Raw genomic sequence first — 14,652 nt, forward strand, 5'->3', positions numbered from 1 at the left:
GGTGGACACGTGACGGCAACGAGGATTTCTCATTTTCACCTGATCGGGGGCCCAACCCACCTAGTGTTGGGCACACCGGTGCTAGTCACGGAGTTGGCCACCCGAACGACGTCCCACGCAGTCAGCGGACGAAAAGTGAGGGAAGACGCGTATGAAGGTCTCAACAGCACTCTGCTCGGCGGCGCTCGGCGTGGGCCTCGGCACGCTCCTGCTGCCGGGCGCCGCACTGGCCGACACCACCGTGTCACCGGCCACCACCCCGGTCGGTGGGACCGTCGTGCTCACCGCGACGACCTGCAACCCGAAGTCGGGTGACGCCATCTTCCGGGTCACCGGCCCCAACCGCGACGAGAACGTCCGATCCACCACGGCCGCCCCTGGCGGCGGCCTGAGCGCCGAACTCTTCACCGCCGGATTCACCCTGGGTACGTACACGGTGGCGGCGACCTGCGGCGACGGCAGCTCGGCCGGCAGCTCGACATTCACCGTCACCCCGATCGGCGGCGCACCGGCCGGCTTCGGCGGTGACAGCCGCGACAACGGCGCTCTAGCCGCTGGCGGCACGCTGCTCGGCACCGCCCTCGCCGGCGCGGTGATCCTGATCCGCCGGCGACGTCCGGTGTCCACTGTCGCCTGATCGGCGACTGTTCCATCCCTGAGGACGGGTGCCCGCGCTGGTGACACCGGCGCGGGCACCCCGACGATTCCGTACGGAGGTGCCCACATGTGGTGGCGGCGGACCCTACCGGCCGTGGTCGCCCTGCTCGGCGTGACCGGGCTGGGGCTGATCACCGTCGGCCTCACCGCCGACCCGGCGCAGCCACCACGACCGCCGGCCGACGCGCCGAGACGCACCCACCCCGCACCGGACCTGGCGCCGCTGCCACGCGCCGCGCCGGTCCGGGTGCAGATCCCCGCCATCGACGTACGCGCGGAAGTGGTCCCGGTCGGCGCGGACGCCGCCGGGGTGCTGGAGGTGCCACCACTGGATCGGCCCACCCTCGCCGGCTGGTACCGGCACGGGGTCAGCCCCGGCGAGACCGGCAACGCGGTCCTGGTGGGGCACGTCGACTCACCAGCCGGCCCGGCGGTCTTCTTCGACCTCGGCCGGCTGCGCGCCGGGGAGCAGATCCAGATCACCCGCGCCGATGCGCAGGTCACTACGTTCACTGTGGACGACGTCCGCGCCTACCCCAAGGATCACTTTCCCACCACGCTGGTCTACGGCCCGGCGGACGCCGCCGGGCTGCGCCTGATCACCTGTGGTGGCCCCTTCGACGCCACGAGCGGCAACTACGTCGACAACGTCGTCGTCTTCGCCACCCGCACCGCCTGAGCGACGTCGCCCGGCTGTCGGGAGCCGTACCCTGCTCGGCAGAATGCGATGACACCATCCCTGCGGGCACCGCGATCGGGGCGGTGCGCCGGCGACGGGGAGGCACGCGGTGGATCAGCGACCGGTACGCGACCGGACCGGTGGAGGCGTACGCGCCCTGGCCCGTCGACTGCTCGGCCGGGTCGAGGGAGATGCCCCCACCCCTCGCCGGTCCAACCCGGACGCCGTCGTCGACTGCGCTGTCTACGTCAACGGTCGACGCGAGCCCGGCCAGCGGCACTACGCCGACGCGTACGCCCGCGCCCGGCACAGCCGCGACGCCTTCGTGTGGCTGGGCCTGCACGACCCGGGCCCGGCCGTGCTCGCCGCGGTGGGCCGGACCTTCGGCCTCGACGAGTTGACCGTCGAACAGGCGCTCGCCGACGGGCACCGACCCACCGTCCAGCGCCACGGGCCGGTCACGCTGCTGGTGCTGCGCACCGCCGGGTACGTGGAGCACGAGGAGTTGACCGACACCTCCGAGGTGATCGACACCGGGGACGTGATGGTGCTGCTCGGTGACCGCTTCGCCATCACCGTGCGGCACGGCGCTGCCGGGGCGCTGCGCAGCGTCCGCGCGGACATCGAACGCCGCCCCACGCTGCTGGCCGCCGGACCGTGGGCGGTGGCGTACGCGGTCTGCGCCCGGATGGTCGACTCCTACCTGGAGGTTGCCGGGCACGTGGAGCGCGACCTGGAACGGGTCGAGGAGGCCGTCTTCGCCCGCGACCGCAGCACCGACATTCAGCACATCTACCAGCTCAAGCGGGAGGTGGTGGAGTTCAAACGGGCAGTCCTGCCATTGCAGGCACCCCTGCGTACGCTGCTCGACCCGGACGGCCCACCACGCGCCCTGCACCGCTGGTTCGTCGACGTGGACGGCCGGCTGAGCCGGGCGGTCGACCGGGTGGCCGCGTACGACGACCTGCTCACCTCGATCGTTCAGTCGCGGCTGGCCCAGCTCGCCGTGGAACAGAACAACGACATGCGCAAGATCGCCGCGTGGGCCGCCATCGCGGCCACCCAGACTGGCATCGCCGGCATCTACGGCATGAACTTCGACAACTTGCCTGGGCTGGCCTGGCGCTACGGCTACGCCTTCGCCCTCACCCTGATGGCGGTGACCGCCCTGGTCCTGCACCGCCTGTTCCGCCGCTCCGGCTGGCTCTAGAAGACATTGCCCGGTGCCTATTCACGGATAGGCTGTCGGCACGCCGGCAACACCCGCAGGGGGTCACGTGTCCGCCTTCAGATCCAGGTGGCCCCTGCTCTGCGCGCTGATCGGCGCCGCTCTGGTCGTCGCGGCCTGCGGTCCAGGCGATGCCGAAGTCGCGTACTGGAGTAACGCCGCCCGCCAGGACAAGGCCGTCGAGTCGTACGCGGGTGCCGAGCACTGCGGGTGGCAGGACGTGACCTTTCTGCACGTCAGGTGGCCGTTGCCCGGGCAGACCGGTGCGGCGGCGAATCGGCAGTACGTCAGGGATCCCACGGGACGGCTCGGCGCGGAGGTACGCGCCACCTACGTCCCGCGCGCCGAATTGCCGGCCGACGCCCGCACCACCGACTACACCGGGCCGGACGGGCAGCAACTGTGGTTGGCACCGAGCAACTCCGACGACCTCGCGTACGTGGTCTACCCGGATCCCCAGCGAGTAGAGGCCTGGCCTCGCACGACACAAATCCTGGGCTGCGACTGAACCCCCGGCGGGCGGGCGGGCGGGCGCGTCATCTCGTGAGCCCGGTGAGGAGCGTCAACCCGACGGTCGGCGTCCGGGGCTGGCCGGTGGTGCGGCAGGATGGCGGGGTGAGTAAGGGTGCGGCACGCCGGCGGGCGGACACGACGACGGGACGGGCCTGCCCGTGTGGCTCCGGCCGGGCGTACGCGGACTGCTGCGGCCCGCTGCACGACGGCGACGCACAGGCACCGACGGCCGAGGCGTTGATGCGCTCCCGGTTCAGCGCCTTCGCCCTCGGCGACACCAGTTACCTGCTGCGCAGCTGGCACTCCTCGACCCGGCCCGCCCTCCTCGATCTGGACCCGGGGCAGCGGTGGACCCGACTGGAGATCGTCGAGACCGAGCGGGGTGGCCTGCTCGACACCGCCGGCACGGTCACGTTCCATGCCCACTACCGGGACGCGGGCCGGCCCGGCGCGTTGACCGAACACAGCCGGTTCGTTCGCGAAGACGGCCGATGGGTCTACCTCGACGGCGACCAGCCCTGACGGAACGGCCAACGGGCCGATGTACATGCGCGGCTTCCGGGACCTCGACGGCCACCAGTGGTCGTTCCTGCACCTGTCCTCCTGAGCGCGCTCCCGGCGGCGACCACACCGGCCGCCGCCGGGGCCCCGGTCAGTCAGGGGCGTTCGCGGCAACCGCCGCGACACCGGTGGGCACCGCCGCGGTGCGCCGGCGGCGGGTCAGCACCACCAGCCCCACGATGAGGTACGGCCCGGCCGTCACCGCGAACGCCACCGCGTTGCCGGCCGCCGTGGCGAGCAGTCCAAAGAAGGCGTACGTCCCGATGATCAGCGCGTCGGTGGCCATCCCCGCCATCGAGGTGACGGTGGCCCGGCTGCTGCCGGTGATCCGGGCCTGGAGCCGGGCGTCGGCCAGCACGGTGGCCAGTTGCGCGGCCCCGAACGCCACGGCGAGCAACACGAACCCGGCCGGGTGCGCAAGGAGCGCGCCCCCGGCCAGCGCGACGCCGACCAGGCCCAGCAGAGCGGCGTAGCCCCGCTGGCTCAGGCGCTCCCCCGCCGGGGCGAGCAGCCCGCCGACGGTCACCCCGGCCCAGAGCAGCAGGAGCAGCAGCGGCACGGCCTGCGCGCCGACGCCGACGTCCAGGGCCAACAGCGGGGTGAACTCGTCCAGAGCACCCCAGTCGGCGGCCACGACGGCGACCAGCAGCACGGCGGCCCGTACCGGCGGGCGGGTGCGAACCTGCGCCACCCCGGCCCGCAGCGTGTCCCACCAGCCCAGGTCGCCGTCGTCGTCCGGATCGGTTGTTGGAGCAGCCTCCAGCTCGCGTTCCCCGGGCACGGCGACGGCCGGTGGGCGGTGCTCCGGAAACCGAGTGGCGACCACTGTGGCGAGCAGGCAGGCGAGCACGCTGGCCGCGCCGACCAGCGGGTACCCACCGACGGCGAACACCGGGCCGGCGAGCACCCCGGAGCACACCACGCCCAGCACACCCGCCGTGCGCGCACGGCCGAGCACCCGGGCGTAGCGCCCGACCGCGCCGAGCCGGTCCAGCTCGGTCCAGACAAGCGCCTCCAGCGCGCCGGAGACCAACGCGCCGGCGGCGCCCCAGAGCAGGAAACCAACGGCGAACGCCGGGTACGACGGCACCAGCACCCACAGCGCGAAAGCGGCAGCGGTCACCAGCGGAGCGAGGCAGAGCAGCAGGCGGCGGGACACCACGTCGGCCCACGCGCCGGACGGCACCTCGAACAGGATGCCGGCGGCCGACCAGACGACGAAGAGCGACGAGATCTGCCCCACCGACAGCCCGGTGTCGGCGAAGAACACCACGTACAGCGGGTAGAGCAGGACGAGGTCACTGAGGAACGCGTACCCGTAGAGGGTGGCCGTCAGCCGGCGGACCGCCGGGTCGGGCACGCGCGAGGCGAGGTGGATCATGAGGCCTTCCCGTGGGAGTGGAGACGGACACCGGTCGAGCGGTGCCCGTGGCGGCCCACGGGATCGGTCTACGCTGCGGGATCAATGTCGCCAGGTCATGCCGCGATGCTAGACGCGCGGCGTTGGTGCCGGCCAGCGTTTTCGACCTGTCGGACAGCGCGCGAACGGGGTGGGACCCCGGAAGAGACCCCACCCCGCTGGTGCCGCGCGGCGGGTCAGCGCCGGTTCGGGTCGAACGGTGGGATGACGGTGGTGGCCTCGCTGTCGTCGCTGGTGCGCTGGCCGGGCACCGCGCCGCCGGCGCTCACCACCTGGGTCGTGTCGGCGTCGCCCCGGCCGACCACCTGCGTCGTGTCGGCGTCGTGGTCGACCGGCCGGGTCACCTGCGTCGTGTCGGCGTCGTGGCCGACCGGCCGGGTCACCACCTGGGTGGCCTCCGGGTCGGCAGGGCGGGTCACCACCTGGGTGGCCTCGGGGTCGGTGGCGACGGTCGACGGCCGGGTCGACTCAGCAGCCGGTCCGGTGGTGACCCGCGAGAGTCGGGCCTGCTCGGCCTCGGCATCGCGGCGGCCGTCCCGGTAGGCGCGGGCGTGCGAGGCGATCAGCTGCGACTCTCGCTCGGCACGGGTCAGCCACCCCTCCCACCGGCTCTGCATCGGGCGGATCAGGCCACCGCCGACCCCGACGACGAGGATCCCGCCGACGGTGGCCAGCACGGCGATCAGCACGGGAGTGGTGACCGCCGTAGCCACGCCGATCTGGTTCAGCGCGGCGATGACGCCGAGGCCGAGGATGAACACCGAGGCGATGTTGGCCAACACCCGGCCGTACGACAGGCCGCTGAGCGCACCGCTGATGATGTCCTTGACCGCGTTGGCGATGGCGGCGGCGACCACGACGATGACGATCGCGACGAAGGCGCGGGGCAGCCACGAGATCACCGCGCCGAGCAGGTCGGAGATCGGGTTCGGCCCCCAGATGCCGAAGGCGAGCTGGAGGGTGAACAGCAGCACGGCGTAGTAGACGAGCTTCGCGACGATGTCGCTAGCGTCGTACCGGGAGCGACTCAACGCCCGGCGGACGCCGCCGCGTTCGACGGCGCGGTCGAAGCCCACCCGCTCCAGGACCTTCTCCACGATCTTCAACACGGCCTTGGCGATCAGCCATCCGGCCACCAGGATCGCCAGGAAGGCGACGGCCTTGGGCACGAAGAGCATCACCGAGCGGAGGGCGTCGCCCACCGCATCGCTGACGTTGTCACTCATGTGGTCATTCCTTTACACGGGGCAGCCGGGATGGTCGTTCCCCGACCTACCCCCGACCCCGCGCACGGAAACGCCTGCCACTCACGGCCCGGATGATCAATTCGCGCGCCGGATCCTCTAGCGCGCAGGCGAGCTTTGGCAATATCCTCCGGAGCACGTGCGGCCACTGGAGCTACTTTTCAATCCCCCGCCGTCGGCCGCAGGAGGAGATGTCATGCACGTCGACCATTCCGAAGTGGATCGCCGGACGCTGCTACGGGCCGGTCTCGGCGCCGCCACAGTCGCCGTCGTCGGGAGCGAACTCGCTCTCCCGGGCGTGGCCCACGCCGCCCCCGGCACTGACCTGGACTGGATCATCAGCTGTGACGAGTGGGCCGCCCGCCCACCGAAGGACCCGCTGTCGGTCAGCGCCACCGCCACCAACAAGATCATCGTGCACCACATGGCGTTCCCGAACGTCACCGACTACTCCCGCGAGCAGGCGGTGAAGCTGGCGCACGACTGCCAGGACCTGCACATCGACCGTAACGGCTGGTCGGACAGCGGGCAGAACTTCACGGTGAGCCGGGGCGGCTACGTGTTGGAGGGCCGCCGGGGCAGCCTGGAGCGACTCGAAGCTGGCGACCTGCAGATGATCTCGGCGCACTGCCCGGGCGAGAACGGCCGGGCCATCGGCATCGAGAACGAGGGCACCTACGTCACCGAGACGCCGCCAAAGGCACTGACCGATTCGCTGGTCAAGCTCTGCGTCACCATCTGCCGGCAGTACGGGCTGCACGCGCACGACATCTTCGGACATTGGGACTTCCGCACCACCGAGTGCCCGGGCGCCGCGTTCTACCGGCAGTTCCCGGATCTGCGGCGGCGGGTCCACGCGGCCCTCGGCACCAAGCTGGGTGACGTGCCGGCGCGCCGCTGGCCGGACCTGTGGCGCTTCGTCAACTCCCCCTCGGTCCGGGTCGTGCAGCACCTGCTCGCGTACCGGGGCTACGCGGTGACGGTCAGTGGCACGTTCGACGCCGCGACGGTGACCGCCGTGCAGGACTGGCAGGCCCGCAACGGCATCCCGGTCGACGTGGACGCCACCCTCACCCCGCCCACCTGGGAGACGCTGGCACCGGAGTTGAACCAGCACGCCACCGGCGCGCCGGTCACGGCCGTGCAGGAGATGCTCGCCACCAAGGGGTACGCGGTCACCGTCACCGGAGCGTACGACCACGCCACCCGGGAGGCGGTGAAGGACCTGCAGGCGCTGCACGGCCTGCCCCGCAACGGCAAGGTCAGCACGAGCACGTGGTGCACGATCGTCGGCGGGTCGGTCCGCCAGTCGTACCAGCACCGCTGATCCGACGAGGACGACGGCGGCGGTGCGGGGTGTGCCCGCACCGCCGCACGGCGTATCACCAGCGCAAACCCGCGCGCGCCGGTTTGGCCCACGCGGTGGGCGGAAAGAGTGCCGGGCATGAGATGGGCCCGTCGAGCCGTACCCGCTGTCGCCGCCGCCGTCGCCGCGCTCGCCGCGCGTGATCTGCTTCAGCGCGACCACGCGCTGCTACGCAACTTTCCGGTGCTCGGCCGCGCCCGTTACCTGTTGGAAGCGGTCGGGCCGGAGCTGCGGCAGTACATCGTGGCCGGCAACGACGAGGAACGACCGTTCACCCGCGACCAGCGCCGCTGGGTGTACGCGTCGGCCAAGCAGGAGAACAACTACTTCGGCTTCGGCACGGACAACGACATCGAGCACACCCCCGGGTACCCAATCATCAAGCACCGCACGTTCGGCCGGGCGGTGCCTCCGTCGACGCCGACGGCCGGGCACGACGTGCGGTTGCCCTGCGCGAAGGTGCTCGGCGCCGCCCGTCGGCGGCCCCGCGCGTTCCGGCCGGAGTCGGTGGTCAACATCTCCGGGATGAGCTTCGGCTCGCTCTCCGGCAACGCCATCGCCGCGCTGAACAAGGGGGCCGCGCTCGCCGGCTGCCTGCAGAACACCGGCGAGGGTGGCCTGTCGCCGTACCACCGCAACGGTGGTGACCTGGTCTTCCAACTGGGGACGGCGTACTTCGGCTGCCGGGACGAGCAGGCCCGGTTCAGTCTGGACCGGCTGAAGGACCTGGTCTCCGGCGCACCGGTGAAGGCGTTGGAGATCAAGCTGAGCCAGGGCGCCAAGCCGAGCCTCGGTGGGCTGCTGCCCGGGGCGAAGGTGTCCGCCGAGATCGCCGCCACCCGGGGCATCCCGGCTGGACAGGACTGCGTCAGCCCGTCCCGGCACGCCGAGTTCTCCGACTGCGACAGTCTGCTCGACTGGGTGGAACTGCTGGCCGCCGAGACGGGCCTACCGGTCGGCATCAAGTCGGCGGTCGGCGACCTGGGCTTCTGGCAGGAACTGGCCACCCTGATGCGTGACACCGGCCGGGGCATCGACTTCGTGACGATCGACGGCGGCGAGGGCGGCACCGGCGCCGCGCCGCTGATCTTCACCGACTCCGTGTCGCTCCCGTTCCAGCAGGGCTTCTCCCGGGTGTACAAGGTCTTCGCCGAGCACGACCTGCACGAGCAGGTGGTCTTCGCCGGCAGCGGCAAGCTCGGCCTGCCGGACAACGCGATCGTGGCCTTCGCGCTCGGCTGCGACATGGTCAACGTCGGTCGCGAGGCGATGCTGTCGATCGGCTGCATCCAGGCGCAGAAGTGCCACACCGACACCTGCCCCACCGGTGTCGCCACCCAGAACGCGTGGCTCACCCGGGGCCTGGACCCGACGTCGAAGTCGGTACGGGCGGCCAACTACCTGCGGACGTTGCGCCGCGACCTGACGAAGGTCGCCGAAGCCTGCGGCGTGGAGCATCCCAGCCTGATCGGCACGGACGCCGTGGAGATCCTGGACGGCCGCACCGGCTCCACCCCACTGCACGAGGTGTACGGCTACCGGCCGGACTGGGGTCTGCCCTCGCCGGCCGACCAGGCGGAGATCGTTCGACTGATGACGGCGCAGGCACCACGGGGCGGCAGCGCCCCGCCGTCGGCCACCGCCGTCGGGTGAGAAGCTCGGCAGGGCGTGGCCTCGGAACGGGGCCCTGCGCCCCCTCCGCCCGTGGACCGAGCGGAGGGGTCGTGAGCTACAGGAGCCCGTGCCGGTCTGCCCAGCCGCGTACCGCCGCCGCGATCGCCTCCGGCTGGTCCTCGGGGGCGTGGTGCCCGGCGAGGCCAAGTTGCTCGATCTCGAGTTCGGCGACGTTCTCCGCGCACCAGTCGAGCATCTCCGGTCCCATCATCGCCCCCGGGCCTGGCAGGAAGGCGAGGAGCAGCTTCGGCACGTCGGCGCTCGCAGCCAGCCAGGCGTCGTACCGCTCGACCCGGGCCACCACGTCGGCGGGCTCACCGCCGAGTGGCATGGACCGTGGCCACTGGAGCAACGGCCGGCGGCTTTGCGGCGTCCGGTACGGCTCGAGGTACACCTTGAGATCGTCGTCGCCGAGGCCGCTGGCGACAGTGAACGGCAGCATCTGCGTGAGGAACACGTTGTCTTCGAGGATCATGGTCTCACCGACGCCCGGCGTTCTGATCGACCGGAACAGGTCGCGGCCGCCCTCGGGGAACTCCTCCCACGCCATCGGCTTCACGATCGTCTCCATGAACGCCAGGCCCCGCACCCGCCCGGGGTGCCGCGCGGCCCAGTCGAACGCGAGCGCGCCACCCCAGTCGTGGCCGACCAGCACGATCTCGTCCAGGCCGAGCGCATCGAACCAGGCGTCCAGATATCGCGCGTGGTCGTCGAAGGTGTACGCGACGTCGGGCTTGCCGGACTCGCCCATGCCGATGAGGTCCGGTGCGAGCCGCCGACCGGAGCCGACGGCCGGCATGATGTGCCGCCACAGGTATGAGGAGGTGGGATTGCCGTGCAGGAAGACGATCGGGCGCCCGGTGCCGAGCTCCCGGTGGAACATCGTCGAGTCGAGAACAGCAGTGGTGGGCATGACATGACCTTTCAGAGGTTGAGGCTGAGGATGCGGTCGACCGCGATCTCGATCACGACGCGGTCGGGTGGGGCGGGCGGCGCGGTCAGGTACCGGCTGAGGTAGCGGCGCGCACCCTCGGCGACCCGCGCCGCGTCGTTGGACATGGTCGCGGTGCCTTCGAGGGTGATCCAGCGGAATCCCTCGGCCTGACATACCGCGACGCGGTCGCTGGGGGAGCGCGCTACGTTGCGGGCCTTGCGGCTGGAGGCGACGGTCAGTACCCGGGCCAGGTTGGTGGCCGGGTCCCAGGTGAACCGGACGGCCGTGACGTGCGGCGAGCCGTCCGGCCGCAGCGTCGTCAGCGTGCATTGGTGCGGCTCGGCGAGGAACGCCGCGGCCCGCGCCGTCAGCGACCTCACCGCCGCTTCGTTAGGGCCTCGAGCTGCGGGCGGCGTCATTTCTTCTTCGCGATGGCCTCGCGCCAGATGAGGCCCGCGATGCTCGGCCTGACCTGGGTGGTGATCACCGCCATCGCCCGCCGGACGAACCGGTGGTCGGTCAGCTGCGCCACCATGCTCGCCGCCAGATCCGCGCGCGCCGTGAACAACCCGTCTGCGACGTTCTCCTCAACGTGGTAGCTCGTGACGGTCGGGTGGTCGAACAGCCCGGACGGCCGGGCGACCGTCCAGTCCAGGTCGCTGTTGCGGACGAGGGCCTCCATGCGACGCATGTCCTCGTGCGCGGTGCGGCCCAGCCTGCGGTTGATCAGCGGGTCCATGATGTTGTTGAAGAAGAACTCGCCGGTCGGTCGCCACGTCGGATCCATGACGCTGGAGCTGATCGTGACAAGCCGCTTCACCCCGTGACGGTGCATCGCCGCCACGATGTTCGCGTTGCCCTGCGAGTACACCGTGATCGGTTTTGGGGAGAGCGGGACCCCCAGGCTGGATAGGACGGCGTCGCTGCCGGCGACGGCGCGTTCGACGGCGTCGGGGTTGGCGACGTCTGCGGTGACGACGGTGAGGCCGGCGCGGGGCTGGATGCTGCCTGGGCGGCGGGTGACCGCGGTGACCTCGTGGCCAGCGGCCAGCGCCTGCTCGGTGAGCTGGCGGCCGGTCGGGCCGGTGGCGCCGAAGACGACAGTGCGCATGTGTTCGCTCCTCGTTGCGGGGGTGGTGGTTTGACGGTGCCGCGGGAGGAGCGCAATATTCAACTGTGCTGAATAAAACGCGGGGCCGGCCCCGCGGCAACCCCGACACCAAGGCCCGCATCGCCGAGGCCGCCCGCGAGCTGTTCCTGGAGCACGGCTACAAGGGCACGACGGTCCGCGCGGTCGCCGCCGAGGCGGGCGTCGACTCGGCGCTCATCAGCTACCATTTCGGCTCCAAGAAGCGCCTTTTCGGCCAGTCGCTGAACCTGCTGTGCGTCGAGTCCACCGCCCTCGACCAAGCCCTGCAGGGTGACCAGGCCGGCCTCGCCGACCGGCTTCTCACCTCCGTCACAAGCCTGTGGGACGCCACCGCGCCCACCGAAAACCGCATGGCGTTGCAGGACGACGACACGATGCGCGCTTTCCGCGACTACCTGGAAAGTGAGCTGCTCGTCCGTGTTGCTGAATTTCTCGGCGGCCCGGACGCGACGGAGCGCGCCACCGCGGCGGTCGGCGTGATCGGCGGCCTGATCTTCACCCGGTACCTCAACCCGATCCGTTCCATCGCCGCCCTGCCCTCGGCCGAAGTGCGGCGCATCTTCGGGCCGGCCCTGCGGGCCGCCCTGCACGCCCGAGCCCGCCAGCGCTGAGCCCGGTCAGCCAGGGCGGTGGCTCCTGGTGGTGACGGACCGCAGCGCCGCGGCAGTCGAGAAACACGTGGAGCCGGTGCCGGGGCACACCTTAGGGTGGCGCGGTGCTGATCAGACGCGAGACACCCGCCGACGTCGACGCCATCCGGGCGGTGCACGCCGCCGCTTTCGCCAAGGCGGACGGCAATGGCGTACCCGTCGAGGCGACCCTGGTCGACGCACTGCGCGCCGACGAGGACTGGCTGCCCGCGTACTCCCTGGTGGCGACCGACCCGGGCGGCCAGGTGGTGGGGCACGTGGTGGCCACCCGCGCTCGGGTGGCCGGTGAGCCGGTGGCGCTCGGGCTGGGACCGCTCGGTGTGCTGCCCGACTGGCAGCGCCGAGGGGTTGGCGGGGCGTTGATGCACGCGGTGCTCGGCGCGGCCGACGCCCACGACGAGCCGCTGGTGGTGCTGCTCGGGCACCCCGACTACTACCCGCGGTTCGGGTTCCGGCCCGCCGTCGAGTTGGGCGTCACCCCGCCGCAACCGTGGGGTCCCCAGTTCTTCCAGGCCCGACCGCTGAACGCGTGGCGGGAGTCGATCCGCGGCGAGTTCCGTTACGCCCGCCCGTTCGAAGATCTGTGACCCAACCCCACCTCCGCCGACGACGCGCCAGCGATCTCGACGGCTGCGTCGCGGGGCTCGCGGAGGTTCACCGGGTCGACGGGTACCCCATGAACTGGCCGGCCGACCCGCACCGGTGGCTACGTGAGCCGCACGCGGCGCGCGCCTGGGTCGCCGTCGACGCCGAGGCGGCAATCGTCGGCCACGTCGCGGTGCACCGGCTGCCCAGCCCGGTGAACGGGGAGCCGCCTGCCCGGCCAACCGCCGAGGTGGCTCGTCTCTTCGTGATACCGGCCGCCCGAGGGTTGGCGCTGGGCAGCGCGTTGCTGGCTCGGGCCCGGCAATGGGCGGGTGCACGTGGGACGGATCTGGTGCTCGAGGTGACCTCCGCCGACGCCGCGGCCGTCGCCCTTTACGAGCGGACCGGTTGGCGGTGCACCGGCACCAGCACAGCACCATGGACGGCCCCTGACGGCGGCCCGGTGGCACTGCGCCACTACATGCTGCGCGGTGACGCCGCACCAGCCATCGCCGCGAGGCGGCGGGCGAGTTGGGCGGCGGCCTCGCGTAGTTCCGGAGGCTCCAGCACCTCGGCGTCGTAACCCAGGCGGGCGACCTGCGCGGCGACCCAGTCCAGACCTTCGCCGCCGATGACCAGCACACACCACCCGTCGCGATCGTCCTCGACACGACCCACCTGCGGCGGGATCAGGTCACGCACCCGGTCGGCCGGGGCGTGCACGCGTACCCGGGCGAGATACCGGTACGGCGCCTCGGTCACCGACCGCTGCACGAAGGCGACCGGATCCGGGTGTACGCGCGCCCGGAAGCGCCACGTCGTCGCCACCGCCGCCCGCATCCGGTCGAGGCGGAACGTACGCCAGTCGTCGCGGTCGACATCCCAGGCCATCAGGTACCAGCGGCGGCCTGTCGTGACCATCCGGACCGGCTCGGCCGTCCGCTCGCGCTCCCCGCCGTCGCGGCCGGCGTACTGGAACCGCACCCGCACGGCGTCCCGGCAGGCCCGTGCGAGCGTCATCAGCAGCTCCGCGTCGATCTCGGCCACCGGGCCGATGAGGGTCTCCGTGGAGCCGTGCACCGCCCACACCTCGGCGCGTAGCCGCGACGGCATCACCTGATCGAGCTTCGCGAGGGCCCGCAGCGCTGCCTCGCCCGCCCCGGCGACCGTGCCCCCTGAGGCGAGCCGCAGGGAGATCGCGGTCGCGATCGCCTCCTCGTCGTCGAGGAGCAGCGGCGGCAGCCGCGTGCCTGCGCCGAGCTGATAGCCGCCGCCAACGCCTGCCGTGGCGTGCACGGGGTAGCCGAGCGTACGAAGTCGCTGCACGTCGCGGCGGACGCAGCGGTCGGTGACTCCCAGCTCGGCGGCGAGTTCGGCGGCCGTCCACGACGGTCGACGCTGCAGCAGCGACAGCAACCGCAGAACCCGCTCGGTCGTCGCCTCGACGGTCACGCTCCGATCGTTGCACACATAGCGGAACGACCCTGTCCGCTATTTCCGACAGGATGCAGATCATGACCGACCAGATCAGGAAGCAGGGAGCTGACATGGCCCGCGACGTACAGATCACGTTCGACTGCGCCGACCCGGCCGCGTTGGCGGTGTTCTGGGCCGAGGCGCTCAACTACCAGCTGCAGGCCCCGCCCGGAAACTTCGAGTCTTGGGAGCAGGCGCTGGAAGCGATGGGTGTGCCGCCGGAGAACCGTAACGACGCGTCGGCGGTAGTCGATCCCGAGGGCGCGGGCCCCCGTCTGTTCTTTCAGCGGGTGCCGGAGCACAAGCAGGTGAAGAATCGCGTACACCTCGATGTGCGAGCCGCTCCTGGGCTGGAGGGCGACGAGCGGATGGCGGCCCTGGAGGCGGAGGCCGATCGGCTCGGCTCGCACGGCGCCACCCGGCTCGATCGCCATGAGCCCGCTCCCCCGCTGGCGGCGGGGCACATCGTCATGGCCGACCCCGAGGGCAACGAGTTCTGCCTCGACTGATCGGCG

The 14,652-nt window shown here is 71.6% G+C and carries 16 protein-coding genes and 1 pseudogene; 11 read left to right on the forward strand and 6 right to left on the reverse strand.

All coding sequences use genetic code 11. The features are described 5' to 3' along the window. Positions 1-151: 151 nt before the first annotated feature. From ACLQ28_RS29745 to ACLQ28_RS29765, 5 genes are all read left to right on the forward strand, one after another. Positions 152-637, forward strand: a complete 486-nt coding sequence (locus tag ACLQ28_RS29745) for a hypothetical protein (protein WP_425689577.1) — start codon at positions 152-154, stop codon at positions 635-637. An 87-nt stretch (positions 638-724) separates the two neighbouring features. Then, a complete protein-coding gene (locus tag ACLQ28_RS29750; RefSeq protein ID WP_425689578.1) occupies positions 725-1,336 on the forward strand; it encodes a class F sortase in 612 nt (203 codons plus the stop codon). A gap of 109 nt (positions 1,337-1,445) precedes the next feature. Beyond that, positions 1,446-2,546 carry a magnesium and cobalt transport protein CorA gene (locus tag ACLQ28_RS29755; RefSeq protein WP_425689579.1) on the forward strand — a complete coding sequence of 367 codons (1,101 nt, stop codon included), beginning with the start codon at positions 1,446-1,448 and terminating at the stop codon, positions 2,544-2,546. Between the two features lie 67 nt (positions 2,547-2,613). Then, positions 2,614-3,072 carry a hypothetical protein gene (locus ACLQ28_RS29760; protein ID WP_425689580.1) on the forward strand — a complete coding sequence of 153 codons (459 nt, stop codon included), beginning with the start codon at positions 2,614-2,616 and terminating at the stop codon, positions 3,070-3,072. Positions 3,073-3,179: 107 nt separating this feature from the next. Continuing rightward, positions 3,180-3,599: a YchJ family protein gene (locus ACLQ28_RS29765; RefSeq protein WP_425689631.1), complete on the forward strand. Its 420-nt coding sequence runs from the start codon at positions 3,180-3,182 to the stop codon at positions 3,597-3,599. Positions 3,600-3,729: 130 nt separating this feature from the next. Here ACLQ28_RS29765 and ACLQ28_RS29770 read toward each other — a convergent pair. Continuing rightward, positions 3,730-5,050: pseudogene (locus tag ACLQ28_RS29770) on the reverse strand (MFS transporter). Positions 5,051-5,234: 184 nt separating this feature from the next. Then, positions 5,235-6,284, reverse strand: coding sequence for a mechanosensitive ion channel family protein (locus tag ACLQ28_RS29775; RefSeq protein WP_425689581.1), 1,050 nt, complete (start codon positions 6,282-6,284; stop codon positions 5,235-5,237). 214 nt (positions 6,285-6,498) lie between these two features. Here ACLQ28_RS29775 and ACLQ28_RS29780 point away from each other — a divergent pair, with 214 nt between their 5' ends. Then, positions 6,499-7,629, forward strand: coding sequence for a peptidoglycan recognition protein family protein (locus tag ACLQ28_RS29780; RefSeq protein WP_425689582.1), 1,131 nt, complete (start codon positions 6,499-6,501; stop codon positions 7,627-7,629). A gap of 117 nt (positions 7,630-7,746) precedes the next feature. After that, entirely contained in the window at positions 7,747-9,321 is a 1,575-nt protein-coding gene (locus ACLQ28_RS29785; protein ID WP_425689583.1) for a glutamate synthase-related protein, read from the forward strand. A gap of 76 nt (positions 9,322-9,397) precedes the next feature. On the opposite strand, the gene ACLQ28_RS29790 is transcribed toward ACLQ28_RS29785, so the two are convergent. The 3 genes from ACLQ28_RS29790 to ACLQ28_RS29800 are packed head-to-tail and all read right to left on the reverse strand — an operon-like array spanning position 9,398 to position 11,387. Next, complete coding sequence (locus tag ACLQ28_RS29790) at positions 9,398-10,255, reverse strand: haloalkane dehalogenase (protein ID WP_425689584.1); 858 nt, start codon at positions 10,253-10,255, stop codon at positions 9,398-9,400. A gap of 11 nt (positions 10,256-10,266) precedes the next feature. Then, positions 10,267-10,656, reverse strand: coding sequence for a pyridoxamine 5'-phosphate oxidase family protein (locus tag ACLQ28_RS29795; RefSeq protein ID WP_357100770.1), 390 nt, complete (start codon positions 10,654-10,656; stop codon positions 10,267-10,269). A 35-nt stretch (positions 10,657-10,691) separates the two neighbouring features. Next, positions 10,692-11,387 carry an NAD(P)-dependent oxidoreductase gene (locus tag ACLQ28_RS29800; protein ID WP_425689585.1) on the reverse strand — a complete coding sequence of 232 codons (696 nt, stop codon included), beginning with the start codon at positions 11,385-11,387 and terminating at the stop codon, positions 10,692-10,694. 65 nt (positions 11,388-11,452) lie between these two features. Here ACLQ28_RS29800 and ACLQ28_RS29805 point away from each other — a divergent pair, with 65 nt between their 5' ends. The 3 genes from ACLQ28_RS29805 to ACLQ28_RS29815 all read left to right on the forward strand — a co-directional run bounded on the left by ACLQ28_RS29805 (position 11,453) and on the right by ACLQ28_RS29815 (position 13,244). Beyond that, positions 11,453-12,037, forward strand: coding sequence for a TetR/AcrR family transcriptional regulator (locus tag ACLQ28_RS29805; RefSeq protein ID WP_425689586.1), 585 nt, complete (start codon positions 11,453-11,455; stop codon positions 12,035-12,037). 104 nt (positions 12,038-12,141) lie between these two features. Then, positions 12,142-12,663 carry a GNAT family N-acetyltransferase gene (locus tag ACLQ28_RS29810; protein ID WP_425689587.1) on the forward strand — a complete coding sequence of 174 codons (522 nt, stop codon included), beginning with the start codon at positions 12,142-12,144 and terminating at the stop codon, positions 12,661-12,663. Then, entirely contained in the window at positions 12,660-13,244 is a 585-nt protein-coding gene (locus tag ACLQ28_RS29815) for a GNAT family N-acetyltransferase (protein WP_425689588.1), read from the forward strand. Before ACLQ28_RS29810 ends, ACLQ28_RS29815 begins: the two co-directional genes overlap by 4 nt. On the opposite strand, the gene ACLQ28_RS29820 is transcribed toward ACLQ28_RS29815, so the two are convergent. After that, the gene (locus ACLQ28_RS29820; protein WP_425689589.1) at positions 13,139-14,113 is read right to left on the reverse strand and encodes a helix-turn-helix transcriptional regulator; all 975 of its coding nucleotides are present in this window, start codon (positions 14,111-14,113) and stop codon (positions 13,139-13,141) included. The two genes, ACLQ28_RS29815 and ACLQ28_RS29820, sit on opposite strands and share 106 nt — an antisense overlap. Before the next feature lie 95 nt (positions 14,114-14,208). Here ACLQ28_RS29820 and ACLQ28_RS29825 point away from each other — a divergent pair, with 95 nt between their 5' ends. Beyond that, a complete protein-coding gene (locus ACLQ28_RS29825) occupies positions 14,209-14,646 on the forward strand; it encodes a VOC family protein (protein ID WP_425689632.1) in 438 nt (145 codons plus the stop codon). Positions 14,647-14,652 lie beyond the last annotated feature (6 nt).

This window comes from Micromonospora sp. DT201 (assembly GCF_049841575.1).
GTDB lineage: Bacteria > Actinomycetota > Actinomycetes > Mycobacteriales > Micromonosporaceae > Micromonospora.